Here is a 19,492-nt window from a genome sequence, read left to right as displayed (position 1 = left end):
GGTCACATCCACTTTTATGACAAGGTGCATCAGCGTAACATCTGGCATTTACTTCGGTAAAAATGTCGAGACGTTTTTCACAATAAGTAAAGAGAATGTAAAGTAAAGAGGAGAGAGAGTGATGAAATCTTCACGTTATACGATCTGGACCCTGATTGCAATCGTCTGTATTGCGGGGATGAATCAGGGGCTGACACTTCCATTGCTCGCTATATTGTTGGAGCAACAAGGGGTATCATCACTAGCCAACGGATTTAATGCTGCAGCACTCTATATCGGGATGATCCTGATCAATCCGTTTATGGAGATTCCTTTGCGGCGTTTGGGCTATAAAACAACGATACTGATCGGATTAATTCTGGTGACCACAACTACGTTGCTGCTTCCATTCATGCAAGGATTAACCATCTGGTTCATACTGCGGCTGCTTATGGGAGCGGGTGATACGATGCTCCACTACTCAAGCCAGATGTGGGTTACCAAAATTACACCTGTCGAGAGGCGTGGAAGAGATTTATCTATGTATGGTCTGGCGTATGGTGTCGGATTCGGGGTCGGTCCACTGGGGATCAAACTCTTGGATATTGGATTATGGGCTCCTTTTGTAGCCGTCAGTTTATTTTCCTTGATTGCGTTTGGTCTATTGCAGCGGTTAAAAAATGAGTTCCCAGCACCAGTTGAAGCGGTAAGCAAAGGACAGAACCGATATATGATCGTCTTTCAATTAGCTTGGCTAGCCTTGATTCCATCGTTTCTCTACGGATATATGGAGTCATCTCTAAATGGAAGCTTTCCGGTATATGCCTTGCGTACAGGAATGTCAGCGGAACTGGTCGCTATTGTTTTGCCATCATTTGTGGTCGGCAGCCTGATTTTGCAGCTTCCATTGGGAACCTTGAGTGACAGGATCGGACGTCAGAAAGTTATGATGGGTTGTGCCATCGTAGGGGGTGCCGCTTTTCTGTGCATTCCTTTCGTTGGTGCCTCTGTGTGGATGATCATGGCTCTGTTCGCAATTGCGGGTGCAGCCGTTGGTTCGTTTTATTCCCTCGGGCTGGCTTTCGCAGCGGATATTTTGCCAGATGGAATGATTCCGACCGCAGGGATAATAGCCGGCATGAACTTTAGTATCGCAAGTATTGTCGGCCCCAATATCAATGGCTACTTAATGGACTTTGCGACACCAAGCTGGATTTTTTATGTGATGGGCGGGTTGCTGCTTTCCTTTATGGGTTTGGGTCTGTTTTTCCGAGCAAAACCCAAAAATGCCACATCCACTTCTGGTGCCATCGCGTCGTAACCATGAAAAAATGCAGCATGAGGATGCATGACTTTTGGTTACAGAGGAATAGTAGCAGTAGAAGCCTTACACAAGGCAGGTGATTCTATTGCTGACACCATCCTCAGTAACAAGAGGCGTAGTCTGGATTTTGTTTTTTGTAGCAAGCTTTTTTACGATGAAATTCCTTGGTTAAGAGGGGGCATTCGTGCTCCCTTTTTTCTTTTCTTTTATCGTTAAATAATTTTTATTAAAAAATCAAAAAATTCATGCTTTTGCTCTGTCCATTACATGATATAGAATATTAGGAGAGAAATAGACAATTCAGGGGGTACGAACGAGTGATCATTCAAGTAAATGACCTGCATAAATACTACGGGAAACTGGAAGTGTTGAAAGGCATCACAACGCAAATCGCTGAACGAGAGGTAGTTTGTGTTATCGGTCCATCCGGTTCTGGTAAAAGTACCTTCCTTCGATGTCTGAATCAATTGGAAGAAGTAACAAGCGGTACGGTGATTATTGACGGATTTGACATTACTGATCCGAAGACGGACATCAATAAAGTGCGTGAAGAAGTGGGAATGGTGTTCCAGCGCTTTAATCTGTTCCCGCATAAAACAGTGCTGGAAAATGTCATGCTGGCTCCGGTCAAGGTGAAAAAGATGAATGCCGACGAAGCCCGAAGACGTGGTTTGGAACTGCTTGAGAAAGTTGGCCTTCGTGATAAAGCCGATATATATCCTGATCGTCTTTCGGGAGGGCAGATGCAGCGTGTGGCGATTGCCCGCGCACTTGCCATGAACCCGAAAATTATGTTGTTTGACGAGCCGACCTCTGCGCTTGATCCAGAGCTTGTAGGAGAAGTACTGGCGGTTATGAAGAATTTGGCAAAGGAAGGCATGACGATGGTCGTTGTTACACACGAAATGGGATTTGCCCGCGATGTAGGTGACCGAGTCATTTTTATGGATGGAGGCTATATCGTAGAAGAAGGCAAACCGGAAGAAATCTTCAAGCATCCAAAAAATGATCGCCTCCGTTCCTTCCTGGGAAAAATTTTGACACACTAATAGACAAGGACTCGGCCTTCGGTTGGCTGAGTCCTTTTTTGGTTAATAATAGTTTAAAAGTTTGGGGCCCCGCCCGGAGCCAGCGATAGCTTGTACCGGGTGGGTATTTTCCCGACCTTCCCCTGTTCAAGCAGTTGGCTTACGGTCACGAACTTGTACCCCTGGGATTTCAAATCAGTGATTAACTCCTGAAGAGCTCCGATTGTCTGTTTTTGGTTTAACCCCCCATCATGGAACAAAACAATATCCCCCTGTTTGACAGTCGTTTTTACACTTTGGGCAATAACAGAAGCCGTCCGCTCCAATGACCAGTCTCTCGGGTCGATCGACCAATGAATGATATCATAGCCTGACGCCTGGACAGCATTCATGACGTCATGTGTCATTACTCCACCGGGTGGCCGATAGTATTGTGTTAAAATGCCCGTCTTCACCCAAATCGACTTTTCCGCCCGTTTGATCTCATCATAGATCGCTTGCTCTGTCAGTCGGTTGAGGTCGTAGTGATGATAGCCGTGATTGCCAATTTCGTGTCCCGCCTTTTTGATCCATTGAATAATCTTGGGGTATTTATCCACTTGTGAACCGAGGACGAAGAATGTTGCGGGCACACTATTTTTGTGCAACGTCTCCAGAATAAGTGGCGTATATTTCGGATCGGGGCCATCATCAAACGTGAGGGCAACCACCTTTCGCTGTGTATCGATGCGATGGATCGGTTCATATGTAGGTTTGGCTCCAGAGGCTATTGGTGTAAAAAACAGCAGGGCAGCCAAAGCAGCCAAAAGAACAGCCAATCGATTCATGGAATTACATCAGCCCCCCGTCTATGTAAAAAGTCAATACCCTTATCTTCACCGCTTCTGGCCAAATCATGCCTGTAAAAAAGCAGTGGGGTTTTGTGGTAGAATGAAAAGACGAATGCGTATAGAGAACATGAAACGACAAGCGTCAAAACAAAGGAGAGAGAGCATTGGCTTTGGAATTGACCGGCCTGTTACATGGCCTTACCCATACCTATCACAGAAATCAACCGGTAGACTATTATCTCGAACTTGGGGAAGACCGGGTTCCGTTAAATGAGTTCCTGGGACAAGATCTAACCATTACATACCTGGGCCAAAAAAATTGTATTGAATGCGGCCGCAAAACAAACAAGACCTTTAACAGTGGGTACTGTTATCCCTGTTTTACGCAGCTTCCGCAAAATGATCTGTGTATCGTCAAGCCGCACGAATGTCATTATGAGCATGGGACCTGTCGTGACAACAGCTTTGGTGAGGCCTACTGTATGATACCGCATTACGTCTACCTGGCCGTATCGAGCGACGTGAAGGTGGGGCTGACTCGTAAGAATAACCAACTCAAACGCTGGGTCGATCAAGGGGCGATTCGTGCCATCCCGATTGCTGAATTGCCAACAAGAAGAATGGCAGGTGAGCTGGAGGTTCATCTCAGCCAATACTTGCCGGATAAAACCAATTGGCGCAAAATGCTGAAAGGCGAGGCAGACGAGGTAGATCTGAAAGCCTTGCGTGACGAAGTGTACGGACACTTTCCAGAAGCATTTAAGCCTTTTCAGTTGCGAGAGGATGAGTGGGTAGACATCACGTACCCGATCCTTGAGACGCTGGCAAAGATTACTTCCCATTCACTGGACAAGCAGGAAAGTGTAGGGGGCAAGCTCCTTGGCGTAAAGGCACAATACCTGATTTTCGACAACGGGGTTTTCCAGGTGAGAAAACATGCCGGTTATCAGGTGCGGATAACAATCTAGAAGAAAAGCCACAATGATGACAGAACCATACATCATAAGGGGTGTCATCCGTGGAAAAGGGAAAACAGAGCATTAATCAAGAGATTCAGTATGAAGGTGATTTGTCAGCTACACTCAGCGACACAGCAGACCAGAATCACCTCGGGTTGTCCTATAGTCCGATTCAGGCGATGTGGCAAGTAAATCCGGGCTCGGAAGCTTTGCCGCAAGACGAGGAACGGGCGTGATTGAGGCAGTCCTCCCTTCCGTGTTATGCTAGTTTGTGGAAAGCTTGTTTTTCACACAGCACTAGCTAGAGGATGTTCAAAAAGTCCGGGAAACATAGCTGTCGAATTTCTGCGTTGCGTTGTCCCTCCGCTGCTCACGTAGACTCACCTACGTTCTGCTGCTCGGTCCTTCCGCGCCTTGAACTTCTCTGCTCTGTTTGTGCCCTCTCATCGGGGCATCGAAACATCCTCCTTTTTGAACTAACTTTTAAAGGAAGTGGGGACTGTTTTGTTATGACTATCAAAGCCTATTTGTATGACAAATGTGGGACATGCCGCAAAGCAAAACAATGGATGCAAAAGGAAGATGTAGCATTTGAAGAAGTTCCGATTGTAGAAGCACCTCCGACAAAAGATGAACTGCGCACGATTTGGAAGAACAGTGGTCTGGATTTGAAAAAGCTGTTTAATACAAGCGGTCAGTTCTATCGGGAACTCCAATTGAAAGAGAAGCTCCCAACAATGACAGATGACGAGATGCTAGAATTGCTGGCATCCAATGGAAAACTGATCAAACGTCCTCTGATCGTGGGAGGCTCCACAGTAACAGTTGGCTTCAAAGAGGATGACATGAACGTCTGGAGGAACAAGTAGATGAACCTGCCACAACCGTCTAGACGATTAGAAAAAATGAGTTCGGCCATTTTCACAGAGATGGCTGAGCGAAAAAGAGAAGTTGCCAAGCGCATGAACGTGATCGATCTGGGGATTGGAAGCCCGGACAGACCTCCTGCATCGTACTTGCGAGAAACATTGGCAGAAGCGGTTAGTCGCACCGATGTATACGGATATCCTGGTTCAGAAGGGTCGCTCCGCTTTCGCAAGTCAGTAGCCGAATGGTATCAATATCGCTTTGGGGTGGATTTGGACCCCAACACAGAAGTCCATTCCTTGATGGGGTCGCAGGATGGGCTGGCGCATATGGCGTTGGCGTGGGCGGATCCTGGTGATGTTGTTCTAGTACCTGATCCGGGCTATCCGATTTATGCAGGAAGTGTGCAGTTGGCAGGAGCCGAATTGTACCCCATGCCACTGCGGGCAGAAAACAACTTTCTACCCCAGTTGGATACGATTCCGCAAGACATTTGCCAACGTGCCAAATTTATGATTCTCAATTATCCAAATAATCCGGTATCAGCAGTTGCTCCCGTTTCTTTTTTCGAGCAGGTTGTGCAGTTTGCCAAACGACACGGCATTATTGTTGTACACGATCTGGCATACTCGGAGATGGCTTTTGACGGATATCGTCCGCCCAGCTTTTTGGAGGTGCCCGGTGCCAAAGAAGTGGGAATCGAATTCAACTCATTTTCCAAAAGTTTTAACATGGCAGGCTGCCGGATCGCATATGTGGTAGGGAACAGAGAAATCATTCAACCACTTGCGGTTGTGAAATCAAATATTGACTACGGCGTATTCACTGCTGTACAGGAGATGGCAATAACAGCACTTCAAAGAGATATGTCGGGTGCATATCCAAATCAAACGAGTGCGATTTACCAGGAACGCAGGGATGTGTTATTGCATGCGCTGGCACGTGTCGGCTGGCAAATTGAACCCCCGAAAGCAACGATGTTTGTCTGGGCACCTATTCCTGCGGGTTGGACTTCACGTGAGTTCGCTTTTGCTGTTTTGGAAAAGGCGGGGGTAGTGTTGATCCCCGGAAGTGCGTTTGGGCAAGAAGGGGAGGGCTATGTCCGAATTGCTTTGGTGCAAGAGCCATCCGTATTGGAAGAGGTAGCCAAGCGGATCGGAGAATCAGGGTTATTACAAAATTGACGAATGGTAGCTATTGAATGAGGTTGAAAATATATATACGGTGAATATTGTTGTTATATTTTATTGACTGTAAATTCGTTTATTTGATAAAGTAAGCACATATTCTATCAGGTAGTACTGTTCAAAAAGCAAGCCAACTTTTTGAGCATCCTCTTGGAATGTGTTTATGATTCCCCACACAAGGATCTAACGTAATCGTTAGGTCCTTTTTTTAATGTCAGTCACTTCCATTATTTTCGAATCATATTGAGTATAAAGGAGATGGTACATATGCGTTTACGTGAGAAGTTGCCAGATTTTCCGGGAGTGACTGAATGGGTTAATGGGGCCGTAGCGAAAGCAGATTTGGCAGGAAAAGCCGTGTTAGTTCACTTCTGGTCAGTAGGTTGCTACATGTGCAAAGAGTCGTTGCCACGAATCAGGAGATGGCACGACAAATATGCTGCCGCTGGTCTGGTAATCATCGGAATTCACATGCCGCTTTCGGAGGAAGATACGAATGTTGATGCCATCAAGCAGATGATTCAGCAGTACGAGTTGATTCATCCGATTGCGATTGATAATGAAATGACCACGACAGATGCGTTCGAGAACGAATACGTGCCTGCTTTTTATCTGTTTGATGAGACTCTGCAACTTCGTCATTTCCAGGTTGGAGAAAGAGGGCTCAGCCTTGTTAAAAAACGTTTGTATCGAATTTTGGAAATGGAAGAGGAAAACTAGGATATTTGTCCAATACTAAGAGGGGAGTCATCAGACAGATTATTAGGAGGAGTATTGAAGATGGAATTTCCAAAAGATCTTCGTTACAGCGAAGAACACGAATGGGTACGCGTTGAAGGAAACAAAGCGTATATTGGAATCACTGAGTTTGCTCAATCTGAACTTGGTGATATCGTGTTCGTAGAATTACCTGAAGTTGGAGCAACGTTGAAACAAGACGAACCATTTGGCAGCGTAGAATCTGTTAAAACTGTTTCTGAGTTGTATGCACCTGTAAGTGGTAAAGTTGTTGAAGTGAATGGAGATTTGGAAAGTGAGCCTGAATTGGTAAACTCATCTCCTTACGAAAAAGCCTGGATGGTTGTTGTTGAACTTTCCGATGAAAGTGAACTCGACAAGCTGATGGACGCTTCTAAATATGAGGCATTGGTAAAAGAATAGGACCTATCACATAGAGGGCCAGGAATTTCCTGGTCCTTTTTTCTTATTTCTCTTCCTTAAAATGTCAAATTAATCAGAAAAAGTCTGGCGAACGCTTTTGTTTTTCGTTACTATTAAAAGATAAATCTATTGAGATGTTGGATGAAATGGTATGTTTTTAGACTAGCTTTGACCCGGGTCAATTCGATACAATCATAATATTAGATTGTAGTTCCTCACTCATAACGATAGAAAAATAGAGTGAGTTGATAGGGGAGGAGAATGAATATGAGCTTTTGTTGTGGAGCCAACATGATTGGATCGATTGGATCGGTCCGCCACCACAAAACAATCGTGCACAGCGTCCCTCTTATGTTTTGTCCCGTATGTAATCGCTCAGAAGTTCATCCGATGATAGAGGCAGAATACGAAATCCTGGTTGAATACGCACAAGGCGATAATGCCAGTGAAATCGATTTTAGCGATTTCGTGACTGTTGACAATAAACAGGATTTGTTCGAAAATTGTACAATGACCGATGAAGGTAATTATAGTGATGTGTTGAAACAACAAATCGACATTGCACTTGATCTTCTTGGGGTTGCAAAACAACTGGATGATCATGCGTGGACAGAAGCGCTGAAACATCGGTTGCAGAGGCTAAGCGAACGTTTACGGGAGCATAATAGAAAGATGGAAGCAGCAAGACGCAGTGCATAGAACGTAATCGAGTTTAGATATACTCCGTCGAAGAGATTGCAAGCGTGTTTGGGAGGATTGTGTGCAGCATGTTTAATTTGCGAGGTGTTCATCACATAGCCCTTAACTGTCGTAACGTGATGAAGGTGGCCCATTTTTTCCAAGATATTTTGGAGATCCCTATTGATTTTGATCAAATCGAAGAAGGTGCGCCTGTCTATTTTCACGTCGGCAATCATACCCGAATTGGACTTCATCACTGGGAAGATGACGGGAAAAATGGTGTAGGGCAAGTTGATCATGTTGCTTTTTCGATTGGCACCAGAGATGAACTGGATTATCTCGTAGACAAATTGGAAGAGAACAATATATGTTATCGGGGGCCGATTGAACGTCCAATGAGTTTCAATCTCTACTTCGAGACGCCAGATGGGCATCATTTAGAAGTTCGTTTAGACCGTGATGAGCACGATGAAGAATAAATAAAAAATTCCAAAATGGCTTCGCCTTTTTAACAAAGGTGAAGCCATTTTTTTGTTGACAAGAGGTAGCTGAGGTGGTAAATTTTGAATTGTTGAAAATGATTATCAATATCATCTTATAATTAATTATTTATTCATGTTGTTTAAGGGGGAAAAGAGAATGAACAAAAGCATATTGGTTGCCCTATGTACGTCACTGATCGTTGTAACAACAGGTTGCGGTGGGCAGACAGCAAAAGAGACAGGAGCCTCCAATCAGGCCCAAACCCAACCGGCACAAGAGCAAGCAAAACCTGCTGCAGCAGACCCTGAAGCAGAAGTGAAACAAAAGATTGAAGACGCCAAGAAATGGGCGCTTGAACGTGTAGATGGCATTATGTCCAAAACAGAGGAAATGGAAAAATCCATTCAAGCTGGGGACTTTGCCAAAGCGAAAGAACAATGGCTTCCTACCCAGTTGGAATACGAACAAGGTGAGGCATTATTTGCTACCTTATCGGCAGAACTGGATGAAACCATGGACGTTAGCACAGAGACAGGCTTCCATGGAATCGAGCACATCCTGTGGGGCAAGAAAGATCCAGCCACTGAGAAAGATCATTTGCTGAAGCTGACTGCTATGTTGAAAGAAGATGCAGGCAAGCTGAAAAAAGTCGTTCAGGATGCACCACTGAATGAACAAATCTTATTCGAAGCCATGACAGGAATTCTCCCAGAGCTTTCCGGTTTCGTCCAGGCTGTTTATACAGGAGAGAGTGTTTCCGGGACAAGAATTGAGGACGCAAGACAGGTATTTGAAGGTGTACAACATTTTTATGATGCTGTATCTCCAAAAATCGTAGGTAAATCCAAAGAAATGGATGACAAGGTTCGTGCCCAAATCAAGCAGGTGGAAAATGTAATGAGTGAAGAGAAACCAAAAGTTGAGACAGTTGACCAGGAATTCGGAGCACTGTTCAATCTGATGGTGGAAGCTGCGACAACAATTGGTGTAAAACTTTAAAATGGGTTAGCATAGGTTCCCGATATGGGGGAGCCTATTGCTGTTTAGAGGTGAAATCATGCTGAAGCAAAACAGAATTTTTCCGCTTGCCTGGGCGATCTACAGCATTTGTTTTTTGCTGTTATTTACATGTGTAGCGCAGCCTGTTATGGCGTCTACTGACTCCTTCGGGATGGATTTTCGCAAGATTCAACGGTTGCTTTTGGAGAACACACAGCAATCCTTAGGGGAAGCGGAGCAGGTATTTAATCAAATGGCTCAATCCTCTCGTTATACGGACGAGAAGGTAAAGCAGGAAATACTGGAGCGATTTAAGCAGGGCAAAAGAGATGAGATTGCTCCCAAGATGCTGCAGCTTTCCTATCTGGGTGTGAAGCAGGCGCTGGAAAACGGAGATATTAAAGAGGCGAAAAACTGGTTTGAAATCCGCGAGCAGAAGCTCAAATTCAACAAGGAAGCGACGAAAAGTTTGCAGTCTATGGTTGAACTGCAACAAAATCCAGACAAATTGAATGAACTAAAGCCGATTATTCTGAAAGACCTGAAAGAAATCTATCTTTTTAAAATCAGGGATTCTCTGTCAGATGCCAAAGCTGTCTCGCAATCTTATCTTTTCTTTCAGATCATTGAACAAGACCTGATCGGAGATATTTCGGAAGAGCAGGTCAAGGAACTGCATGGAATCTTGCAGCAAGCATTTGGTAAAGAACAACTGCTGGCTGAAGCAGATAAACAAAAAGCGGAGGAAATTTTAGGCTCCTATTTTGCAAAACAGGTTTCACCCGAAGAGCTGAAAAGTCAAACAAGCAAAATCATCAAGTTGCTCGACTATATGGATCGGAACTGGACAGTCGCCATCAAGGAAGGGGCCGTCTTCAATGGTGTTGAGTACGAAGAGCTGAAGGCATTTAGCACAGAAGCACAGTTGCGTTTCCGCCAGATCCACGATGCCTGGCCGAGTGATGCTGACAAAATAGAATCGACATTGGTAACTATCGAAAAAGTGCTGGCTGATAAGAAAAACAAAGAAGAAGTCACTGCGGTCATCACTCAATTGATGGGAAAATTGTCCAAAGATGCTGGAGTTCCTCTGCCAACAGCGACAACAAGCAACGACAACAGTCCAGAAGCTGTTATGGAGCAAACACTTGCAAAGCTCGATCAAACGCTTGAGGCCTATAAAGCGGGTAAAAAGCAAGAAGCATACGACCTTGTCTTTGACGCCTACTTTGTATTTGAACCAATTGAATCAAAGCTTTCAGCCAAGGACAATCAAGCTGTCCTTCTGCTTGAACAAAAGTTTGCGGAACTCAAAGCATTGATTCAGGCTGGAAAGGAAATTGAACCGCAAGTAACCAGTCTTAAAGAAGAGATCACCAAATCGGTTACGACGTTAACAACAAAAAGCTCTGGCTGGAGTTTGTTCATCCAGTCGTTGATCATTATCTTGCGTGAAGGGTTTGAAGCAATCATCATTATCGCTGCACTTGCGGCATATCTGACAAAAACAGGACAGCCAAGAAAGTACGTATTTTACGGTGCCGGGATAGCGATTTTGGCGAGTGTATTGGCTGCTTATCTGATCAAGATGGTGTTCCAGATCAGCGGAGCAAACCAGGAAGCGATCGAAGGGATCACGATGCTGATTGCCGTAACGGTTTTGTTCTATGTCAGCTATTGGATGATCAGTCAGGTACAAGGGAGAAGGTGGCAACAGTATATCCAGGGTAAACTGGCTGATTCCGTTGCCAAGGGAAGCTATTACACGATGGGATTTGTTTCGTTCCTTGCTGTTTTCCGTGAAGGATTTGAGACGATTCTGTTTTATCAGGCGCTTCTTGCCATTGGAAATGACAGCAGCAGTATGGTTATTTATGGATTCCTTGTTGGGTGCGTGGTCCTTGCCATTCTCTACTATTCCATTTCCAAGTTCAGCGTGAAGATTCCCATCAAGCCGTTCTTTTTGTGCACCAGTGCCATCCTTTACTTTATGGCGTTCAGCTTTACCGGACATGGAATTTTTGAACTGCAAGAGGGTGGGTATATCAGTTCAACCTTCTTGATTGGCTGGCCGACAGTATCATTGCTGGGAATCTATCCTACCATTGAAACCATGGTTGCCCAATCCGTACTTATTCTTGCAGTGGTAGTTGCGCTTGGCTGGATGCTCTGGAAGAAAGGGGCGAAAAGCGCATGAGTGCAAAGCGCTGGGCACTTCCGATTTTTCTCAGTATCTTGGCACTGATTGGCTTTACCTACTATTACGAATGGGAACAGACACAAGTCGATGATGAAGCACCAGTCGTCGTAGCCAAAGAACAGTCCAAGGAATTCGGGTTGTCTGGAATCAAGACAGTTTCCGGCAATCCAATAGAAGCACATCAGTTGGCAGATTCTCAATCATGTGCGAGCTGTCATCAGGTTTCGTTTGAAGAGTGGAAAGTATCGGCTCATGCCCGTTCAGCGGTGAATGATCCGATTTATGAAAATCATGAAGAAACGTTTGCCGTTCCTGATCTGGGGCAAGACAACATCACGTTTTGTGCCAGTTGTCATACACCGGAAGCTGTGGCGACCGGTTCCATCGGAGCAACCAAATGGACCAGTGCCAAATACGAGCAGGCAGGAACATCCTGCATTATTTGCCACTCGATTGGCGGAGTCTATAACAATGCTACGCAAGGAGTTCCAGCGGACGGCTCCTATATCCTTACACCAGAGAGGGTCAAACCTTATCCTTTTGACGATGAAACCGTCTCTGCACTGAGAGATTATCTGATTCGTGCAGCACCGAAGCGTCATGCTGCCGATCTATCTTCGAAGTTGTATCGGGAAGCACAGTACTGCTCGACGTGCCATACACAGGCCGCACCAAATGGAAAGATCGAACAGGATACTTATCGTGAATGGCTCAAAAGCCCATACGGTCAACAGGGCTCAAAAGACTTCGCAACATGTATCACTTGCCATATGGCTGTAGTGCCAGGTGAGCCGAAACAAACGGTCAGTGGACAAACGACAAACGGCGGTAAAGTGAAGGAAAAAGTATTAAGCCACTACTTCGTTGGAGCCAATCAGGCATTGCCTCACTTTTATGGAGATAAAAAGCTATTTGATCTGACAGAAAAGATGCTTCGTTCGGCGGCCGAAATTGAGATCGTTGATGTGAAGCAGAAATCAGATCGTATGGATTTCAAAGTAAAGGTCACCAACAAGGGAGCAGGGCACAACCTGCCGACTGGAGCGACAGACTTGAGACAGTTGTGGCTTGATGTTGAGGTTCTGGATGAACAAGGGAAAGTTCTGTTTGATTCAGGAAAACTGGATGAGAAGCTGGAGATCAAACCAAATTCAGTGATCTTTAATTCCCGGTTCTATGACAAGAACGGGAAATTGATTGATCATCATCAGGTATGGCGAATTGAGCGTCGTGAAGACAATTTGATCCCGCCGAAGGAATCCAGATACGGTGAATATTCCTTTGCCCTGCCGAAAGACGTCAAAAAGGTAACCATCAAGTCCAAACTGCGCTATCGTATTACTCCACAGTTCTTTGCGAATGTTACGCTGCGGAATTTTGGTGCACCGGGAACAGACCGTACGCTTCCAATCACGGATCTCGATGTGAAGGAGAAGGTGATCACTCTTGACTAGACTTGCCTTTTGGTTAACGGTACTTGCAGCAGTTACCGGATTTGGCCTGTTCGTGCCAGCGAGTCCGGGTCTATGGAAGGTTTACTCTTCCCTTTTGGTTGTTCATATCGTGACAAGTATATGTGTCCTTGGCTTGATTCTCATCGTTTCTTTTACCCATGCACTGAAGATGATGAAAGTAACGAAAAAAGGGCAAGTGAAAAAGATATCCGGTATCATCTATCTGGTGACAGTGCTCGTGGCAATTGGTACGGGGATCTTCCTGACAGTTCGTAGTGGTTTTGCTGTATCGTGGATGGTATCATTGCATGTGGTAGCCGGAAGCTGGTGCCTGGTTTATGGTTGGAAGCATTCAGTGAAGAAAAACCACAAACAGTCTCAGCATCATCACGTAGCAGAGAATTTACTCAAGGAGGATTTCCATGCCTCATCTACTCATTCGCGGAATCAAACCGGAGCAATTATGTGAGATCAGCAAGCCGATGGTGGAAGAACTGGCTCTTGTTTGTGAGTGTGGAACGGATAACTTTACTTTGGAAGTCTTGTCAACGACAGGTGTCTTTGATGGCAAAGTGGTTCCCTCATTCCCGTTTATTGAAGTTGCCTGGTTTGAACGGGGACCAGAGGTAAGGAATCGGTTTGCAGAAGCTGTTACCAAGCATGTGTTGTCTTTGGGATTGCCTGAGGTTGAGATTGCTTTCGTAGCTTATCGGGAAGACAGCTATTATATTAACGGGAAAAGTTGTCAAAACTTAGCCTCTGCACCCGACAATAGGTGACACAGCCTCTTACCGCTCGTCAAAGGATTCGACTCAACCCGTAAAGAACCATCTAACCATGGTAATTATTGGTTGGGGAGTGGTCCGCGGTGAGTTCGATCCAGACATTACTGCAACAATTTATTGAACGAGTGAATCAGAAGTCGTTTTTGCGCATTGTTACTCGCAACTGGGAACGCCGAGTCGGGGTGGTTGTCAAGGATCGAAACCAAGGATTTACGCTCGTCATCAGTGCTGATCGAATGGAGTTCAGACCGTGGCATGACAAAGCCGATTACGATTTGCTGGTTCGAGGCGATGAGCAGGATATCCGAATGTTTTTTCAGGGCGATGAGCTTGCTTATTTACATGTGAAAGAGAAAATTGAGACGGTTGGTTCCATTCGGGATCAGTTAAAACTCGATTCTCTCATACGTCTGACGGCCCAACAGGTTTAATGGTACCGTAAAAATTGGGTTTGACAAGACTACCTGATTTGCATAAACTAATACTCAATTTAAGGAAATTTGATCAACTGTGACGAAGAGTAGTAGGCCAGGTAGTATTGTTTCAGAGAGTCGGTGGCTGGTGTGAACCGATGCGATACCCTCGCTGAATGGACTTCGGAGTTGATTCGCTGAACAGGATATATGTCTTCAGTAGGTGAATCCGGGAGTGTCTCCCCGTTACCAAGAGACGGGTTTATCGAGAGACAAGATGTCATCTCGTTCGAACCTTTGAGAGAGTCGTTCCTGACTAAATAGGGTGGCACCGCGGCCCCACGTCCCTTGAGATGTGGGGCTTTTTTGCGTTCATTTATTGCTACAATCGGTGGGGTTGAAACCGGGGCCCCCGGCGGCATCAGCGCTAGCTTTAGCCGTTGGGGATAAAACCGGGGTCCCCGCCGATACCAGCATTTGCTACTATCGGTGGGGTTGAAAGGAGGTGGTCGCCTATGAGCGATGGTTGGTGGTGGAAACAGAACAGAAAGAAGGACAGTCGCAAAAAAACATACAAAGGAGCAATCACAATGACAACTTCCACAAAACTAGAAAGAGTACTCACAGGCGACCGCACAACTGGCAAATTACACTTGGGCCATTATGTTGGCAGCTTGCAAAATCGTGTGAAACTGCAGGATGACTATGAAACTTTCATTCTGTTAGCTGATGTGCAGGCGTTGACCACCCACTTCGAACGACCAGAGCTCATTCAAGAACATGTCAGACAGATCACGCTGGATTATCTGGCAGTGGGGATCGACCCAAACAAAGCGACCATCTTCATTCAGTCGCTGATCCCGGAAATTGCTGAGCTAACTGTCTTTTTTTCCATGTTTGTGAGCGTGAATTCCTTGCGTCACAATCCCACGATCAAATCAGAAGCAGCAGAAAAAGGCTATACTCAATTAAACTACGGATTCCTGGGCTATCCGGTGAGCCAGGCAGCCGATATCACCTTTTGCAAAGCAACTCTGGTGCCTGTAGGGGAGGACCAGATTCCTCATATTGAACAGACAAGACGCATTGTACGCCGTTTTAATGAATTGTATCAACCAATCTTCCGAGAACCGCAGGCGCTGATCGGGTCTGTGCCCCGCCTGACCGGACTGGACGGAAAGAGCAAGATGAGCAAAAGTCTGGGCAATGCGATTGAACTCGATGCCACACGGGAAGAAGTGTATGACAAAATGAAAAGGGCTGTTACCGATCCAGCCCGCATTCACAAAAATGACCCAGGACATCCCGAAGTTTGTCCGGTCTACATGTACCATCAGGCTTTTCATGAGTCAGGGTGTGATGAAATCGGCCAAGCTTGCACACTAGGCAAAATTGGCTGTGTAGAGTGCAAACAAATCGCAGCAGACCAGCTAAATCGTTTACTCGATCCGATGAGGGAGCGCAGACAACAATATGAAGCAAATCCGCACCTGGTCGATGAAATCCTGATTGATGGCACTGGGAGAGCACAAAAAATTGCAAAAGAAACAATGAGAGAAGTCAGAGAGGCTATCGGTATTTCCTATTTCGGCCAAAAACCTGTGCTATAATGCAGGTGTTCGCAGCATCTGCTATTCCATTTAGAAAAAAATGATTTCGAAGGTAGTGAAATCAGGGTAACAGGGGAGGATAATTCATGAAGCTAAAAGAGGGTATTCAATCAAGTGAATCTCGTATCCAGGAAACATTTGAACATCTTCATGCCCATCCGGAAATCAGTTGGAAAGAGTTTGAAACGACCAACTATCTTGCAGGTCGGATGCGCCAACTGGGATTGAAAGTAACCACCTTCGATGACTGTACAGGGCTGGTAGCAGATTGGGGAGAAGGGAAGCCTGTTGTTGCTCTTCGTACCGATATTGATGCGCTTTGGCAGGAAGTAGATGGGGAATGGAGAGCCAACCACTCCTGTGGACACGATGCACATATGACGCTGATCCTTGAAACAATAGAAGCGCTAAAGGCTAGTGGATTCACTCCAAAAGGCACACTCCGCATTCTTTTTCAACCGGCTGAAGAAAAGGGTGACGGTGCATTAAAGCTTGTGGAAAAAGGCGTTGTGGATGACATTGATTATCTCTATGGTGTTCATTTGCGCCCAATTCAGGAGATGCAAGCAGGATTCGCAGGACCGGCGATTTACAATGGAGCAGCCATGTTTATCGACGGAGAGATTACCGGTGTAGCAGCACATGGAGCAAGACCGCATCTGGGAATTAATGCGATCGAAGTTGCCAGTGCCATCGTCAACGGTTTGGGGATGATTCATGTAGACCCTGTCGTTCCCGCAACGGTTAAAATGACAAAGCTTCATGCTGGTGGAGAAAGCACCAACATCATTCCAGATAAGGCTGTGTTTGCACTCGATTTGCGTGCACAAACAAACCAGCAGATGAATCTCTTGGTAGAAAAAGTGAAAAAACTAATCGACGGCATAGCCAGTATCCATGGAGCGACAATTGAACTCCAACTAGGAGCACAGATGGTTGCAGCAGAAGTACATGAAGAAGCGAAGGAAATCATGGCAAAGGCAATTGTAGACGTGCTTGGTGAAGAAGGACTCAAACCTGCGCCTGTCAGCCCGGGAGCGGAAGATTTCCACTTCTATACAGTCAAGTGCCCACATATCAAGGCAACCATGCTGGCTCTTGGTTGTGATTTGCAGCCTGGATTACATCATCCGCATATGCGTTTCCAAAGAGAAGCACTTGTTACTGGAGTAGAAATACTGACTCGTGCAGTCATGAGAACATTTGAGAGGTAGTCAAATGGAAGCTGCTGATTGGCTCTATATTGCGCTGTTTATCAGTATCGCCGTCTTTTTGTGGGGCCTCTTCTCATTCGCACGTCAACGAGAAGAGAAACGGAAGCGGCAGGAGCAGGAACACAATAGCCCTGTACTTCAGATCCGTGATGAGGAAGGATTCGAACAGCCGCTTTGGAAGGGCAAAGCTCAGACAATTGTTGCAGACGACGAACGTCATGAGGCCGAGTTTGACGTCATCGTGTATGGTGATTCTGTTTTCATTGGTTTTACAGAACAAGGATTTCCTTTCCTAACTCTATCCGCAAGTCAAATAAAGAAGGTTATTGGTGATAAAGGGCGAGTCCGTATTCTTTTCGAGCGAGAAGACGGGCGAGATATTTATTATCAACTGCACGGCAACCAGATCAGAGGCCTGGCTGAGAAGGTAGACTTCATCTATAAGAGGGCACAAATTCGTTAATAGAGGATGTTCGTCCTCCTTTTTGGACACAATTGGACAGCCTATAATAAATTTTTTCGGATTAGTTTATAAAATTATGTAGCTTAATTCGTTAAATGTGTTATACTAATTACATCTTAACTAACGAATAGAAACCCACTTTGGACAGCGGGGAAGGAGAACGTTACATGGAAACGAAGACAGTAAAACAACTAGCTGACGTGTTAGCTAATACAAAAGCAAATTACAACTTATCAGTTCCACTGCTTGTTGAAGCGGCACTCAAGCGGGGAGAAGGCATTCTCACTGATAAAGGAGCTCTCAACACGTTGACTGGTAAGTTTACGGGTCGTTCACCAAAAGACAAATTTGTAGTTGATGAAGCATCCGTACACGATAAAATTAACTGGGGCCCGGTTAACCAACCTATCTCTGTTGAGAAGTTCGACAAGCTGCATGCAGATGTTCTTGATTATCTCGCACAAAAAGAACTGTACGTATTCGATGGATTCGCAGGAGCTGAACTTGCTTACCGATTGCCAATTCGTGTCGTGAATGAATATGCTTGGCACAACCTGTTTGCTCATCAATTGTTCATTCGTCCAACATCTGAAGAACTTGCGAACCACCAGGCTGAGTTTACTGTGATTTATGCTCCAACGTATAAAGCGAACCCTGAGGTACACGGAACAAATTCCGAAACCTTCATTATTATAAGCTTTGAAAAGAAAACCGTACTGATCGGTGGAACCGAGTATGCGGGTGAAATGAAAAAATCGATCTTCAGCGTGATGAACTTCCTTCTTCCTGAGCAAAACGTGCTTTCCATGCACTGCTCTGCAAACGTAGGGAAAGAAGGCGATGTTGCTCTTTTCTTCGGACTGTCCGGAACAGGAAAGACTACTTTGTCTGCTGACCCGAACCGTTTCCTGATCGGTGATGATGAGCATGGCTGGTCTGATAACGGCGTGTTCAATATCGAAGGCGGTTGCTATGCAAAATGCATCAAGCTTTCTGAGGAAGGCGAACCGCAAATTTGGAAAGCAATCAACTTTGGTACTGTTTTGGAGAACGTCGAGGTAAATGCAGATACTCGTACGGCAAACTACGACAGCGATAAATATACAGAAAATACTCGTGCAGCTTATCCAGTCGAGATGATCCCTGGTGCAGTGATTCCTGGTGTAGGCGGACATCCTGACGTAATCATCTTCTTGACTGCTGACTCTTTTGGTGTGATTCCACCAATCTCCAAATTGAGCAAAGAACAAGCAATGTATCACTTCTTGTCCGGTTACACAAGCAAAATGGCTGGTACGGAGCGTGGCGTTACTACCCCGCAAACCGAATTCTCCACTTGCTTCGGTTCTCCATTCCTGCCACTTCGTCCAGTAGTCTATGCTGAGATGCTTGGAAAGAAAATCGATGAACAAAATGCACGTGTTTACCTTGTGAACACAGGTTGGACTGGCGGACCAGTAGGTATTGGACATCGTATGAACCTGAAATATACTCGTGCTATGGTTACTGCTGCTCTCAACGGTGAATTGGAGAAAGCAGAATTCATGAACGATCCTGTATTTGGGGTACATGTTCCAACGTCTTGCCCAGGTGTCCCTGCTGACGTTCTTCAACCACGCAACACGTGGGAAGATAAAGGTGCATACGACAAGCAAGCTCGTGAACTGGCTAGCCGTTTTGCTGAGAACTTCGCTAAGAAATTTCCGAATGCAGCAGACATCGCAAAAGCTGGACCAATTGCTGAATAATCTGTTGAAATCCACGCCCTCAGCCATCCTGGTTGAGGGTTTTTATTTTTTTCCGTATGGAGGATTGCTTCTGGACATCTAGTGTGCTATTGTTTTATCCGAACACA

21 protein-coding genes and 1 other annotated feature are annotated in these 19,492 nt (G+C 45.4%); of the genes, 20 read left to right on the top strand and 1 reads right to left on the bottom strand.

All coding sequences use genetic code 11. The features are described 5' to 3' along the window. Nucleotides 1–121: 121 nt before the first annotated feature. Both ACPW7N_RS04950 and ACPW7N_RS04945 read left to right on the top strand, forming a co-directional pair. Complete coding sequence (locus tag ACPW7N_RS04950; RefSeq protein ID WP_425649910.1) at nucleotides 122–1,300, top strand: MFS transporter; 1,179 nt, start codon at nucleotides 122–124, stop codon at nucleotides 1,298–1,300. 320 nt (nucleotides 1,301–1,620) lie between these two features. Further along, complete coding sequence (locus ACPW7N_RS04945) at nucleotides 1,621–2,352, top strand: amino acid ABC transporter ATP-binding protein (protein WP_425649909.1); 732 nt, start codon at nucleotides 1,621–1,623, stop codon at nucleotides 2,350–2,352. Between the two features lie 53 nt (nucleotides 2,353–2,405). Here the strand turns inward: ACPW7N_RS04945 and ACPW7N_RS04940 are convergent, their stop codons facing one another. After that, nucleotides 2,406–3,158, bottom strand: coding sequence for a polysaccharide deacetylase family protein (locus tag ACPW7N_RS04940; RefSeq protein ID WP_425649908.1), 753 nt, complete (start codon nucleotides 3,156–3,158; stop codon nucleotides 2,406–2,408). A 173-nt stretch (nucleotides 3,159–3,331) separates the two neighbouring features. Here ACPW7N_RS04940 and ACPW7N_RS04935 point away from each other — a divergent pair, with 173 nt between their 5' ends. The 18 genes from ACPW7N_RS04935 (at nucleotide 3,332) to pckA (ending at nucleotide 19,385) form a co-directional block, all read left to right on the top strand. Continuing rightward, nucleotides 3,332–4,129, top strand: a complete 798-nt coding sequence (locus tag ACPW7N_RS04935; protein WP_425649926.1) for a DUF2797 domain-containing protein — start codon at nucleotides 3,332–3,334, stop codon at nucleotides 4,127–4,129. 50 nt (nucleotides 4,130–4,179) lie between these two features. After that, nucleotides 4,180–4,356, top strand: coding sequence for a hypothetical protein (locus ACPW7N_RS04930; RefSeq protein WP_425649907.1), 177 nt, complete (start codon nucleotides 4,180–4,182; stop codon nucleotides 4,354–4,356). 273 nt (nucleotides 4,357–4,629) lie between these two features. After that, on the top strand, nucleotides 4,630–4,989 hold the full coding sequence (locus tag ACPW7N_RS04925) for an arsenate reductase family protein (RefSeq protein WP_425649906.1): 360 nt from the start codon (nucleotides 4,630–4,632) through the stop codon (nucleotides 4,987–4,989). After that, nucleotides 4,990–6,171, top strand: coding sequence for an aminotransferase class I/II-fold pyridoxal phosphate-dependent enzyme (locus ACPW7N_RS04920; RefSeq protein WP_425649905.1), 1,182 nt, complete (start codon nucleotides 4,990–4,992; stop codon nucleotides 6,169–6,171). A 270-nt stretch (nucleotides 6,172–6,441) separates the two neighbouring features. After that, entirely contained in the window at nucleotides 6,442–6,894 is a 453-nt protein-coding gene (locus tag ACPW7N_RS04915; protein WP_425649904.1) for a redoxin domain-containing protein, read from the top strand. Nucleotides 6,895–6,954: 60 nt separating this feature from the next. Continuing rightward, the gene (gene gcvH, locus ACPW7N_RS04910) at nucleotides 6,955–7,335 is read left to right on the top strand and encodes a glycine cleavage system protein GcvH (protein ID WP_425649903.1); all 381 of its coding nucleotides are present in this window, start codon (nucleotides 6,955–6,957) and stop codon (nucleotides 7,333–7,335) included. Nucleotides 7,336–7,602: 267 nt separating this feature from the next. Continuing rightward, a complete protein-coding gene (locus ACPW7N_RS04905) occupies nucleotides 7,603–8,034 on the top strand; it encodes a hypothetical protein (protein ID WP_425649925.1) in 432 nt (143 codons plus the stop codon). 68 nt (nucleotides 8,035–8,102) lie between these two features. Beyond that, complete coding sequence (locus tag ACPW7N_RS04900) at nucleotides 8,103–8,495, top strand: VOC family protein (RefSeq protein ID WP_425649902.1); 393 nt, start codon at nucleotides 8,103–8,105, stop codon at nucleotides 8,493–8,495. Between the two features lie 160 nt (nucleotides 8,496–8,655). Beyond that, nucleotides 8,656–9,498 (top strand): imelysin family protein, encoded by an 843-nt coding sequence (locus ACPW7N_RS04895; protein ID WP_425649901.1) that lies wholly within the window; start codon nucleotides 8,656–8,658, stop codon nucleotides 9,496–9,498. A 58-nt stretch (nucleotides 9,499–9,556) separates the two neighbouring features. Continuing rightward, nucleotides 9,557–11,695: an FTR1 family iron permease gene (locus ACPW7N_RS04890; RefSeq protein WP_425649899.1), complete on the top strand. Its 2,139-nt coding sequence runs from the start codon at nucleotides 9,557–9,559 to the stop codon at nucleotides 11,693–11,695. Then, nucleotides 11,692–13,152, top strand: coding sequence for a multiheme c-type cytochrome (locus ACPW7N_RS04885; protein WP_425649898.1), 1,461 nt, complete (start codon nucleotides 11,692–11,694; stop codon nucleotides 13,150–13,152). The genes ACPW7N_RS04890 and ACPW7N_RS04885 overlap by 4 nt, the downstream gene beginning before the upstream one ends. Next, on the top strand, nucleotides 13,145–13,621 hold the full coding sequence (locus ACPW7N_RS04880) for a hypothetical protein (protein WP_425649897.1): 477 nt from the start codon (nucleotides 13,145–13,147) through the stop codon (nucleotides 13,619–13,621). The genes ACPW7N_RS04885 and ACPW7N_RS04880 overlap by 8 nt, the downstream gene beginning before the upstream one ends. Next, nucleotides 13,575–13,931 (top strand): DUF1904 family protein, encoded by a 357-nt coding sequence (locus ACPW7N_RS04875; RefSeq protein ID WP_425649896.1) that lies wholly within the window; start codon nucleotides 13,575–13,577, stop codon nucleotides 13,929–13,931. Before ACPW7N_RS04880 ends, ACPW7N_RS04875 begins: the two co-directional genes overlap by 47 nt. Nucleotides 13,932–14,020: 89 nt before the next feature. Beyond that, nucleotides 14,021–14,368, top strand: coding sequence for a hypothetical protein (locus ACPW7N_RS04870; RefSeq protein WP_425649895.1), 348 nt, complete (start codon nucleotides 14,021–14,023; stop codon nucleotides 14,366–14,368). 70 nt (nucleotides 14,369–14,438) lie between these two features. Next, nucleotides 14,439–14,702: a binding site (T-box leader), on the top strand. 163 nt (nucleotides 14,703–14,865) lie between these two features. Next, nucleotides 14,866–15,960 (top strand): tryptophan--tRNA ligase, encoded by a 1,095-nt coding sequence (trpS, locus tag ACPW7N_RS04865; protein WP_425649894.1) that lies wholly within the window; start codon nucleotides 14,866–14,868, stop codon nucleotides 15,958–15,960. Between the two features lie 86 nt (nucleotides 15,961–16,046). After that, nucleotides 16,047–17,174, top strand: coding sequence for a M20 peptidase aminoacylase family protein (locus tag ACPW7N_RS04860; RefSeq protein ID WP_425649893.1), 1,128 nt, complete (start codon nucleotides 16,047–16,049; stop codon nucleotides 17,172–17,174). A gap of 4 nt (nucleotides 17,175–17,178) precedes the next feature. Then, nucleotides 17,179–17,637 (top strand): hypothetical protein, encoded by a 459-nt coding sequence (locus ACPW7N_RS04855; protein ID WP_425649892.1) that lies wholly within the window; start codon nucleotides 17,179–17,181, stop codon nucleotides 17,635–17,637. A 167-nt stretch (nucleotides 17,638–17,804) separates the two neighbouring features. Further along, nucleotides 17,805–19,385, top strand: a complete 1,581-nt coding sequence (pckA, locus tag ACPW7N_RS04850; protein WP_425649891.1) for a phosphoenolpyruvate carboxykinase (ATP) — start codon at nucleotides 17,805–17,807, stop codon at nucleotides 19,383–19,385. Nucleotides 19,386–19,492 lie beyond the last annotated feature (107 nt).

Origin of the sequence: Brevibacillus nigriterrae, assembly GCF_049846925.1 — a bacterium.
Lineage (GTDB): Bacteria > Bacillota > Bacilli > Brevibacillales > Brevibacillaceae > Brevibacillus_H.
Note: the sequence above shows the minus strand (reverse complement) of the source record. Positions and strands in the feature narration are given on the sequence as shown.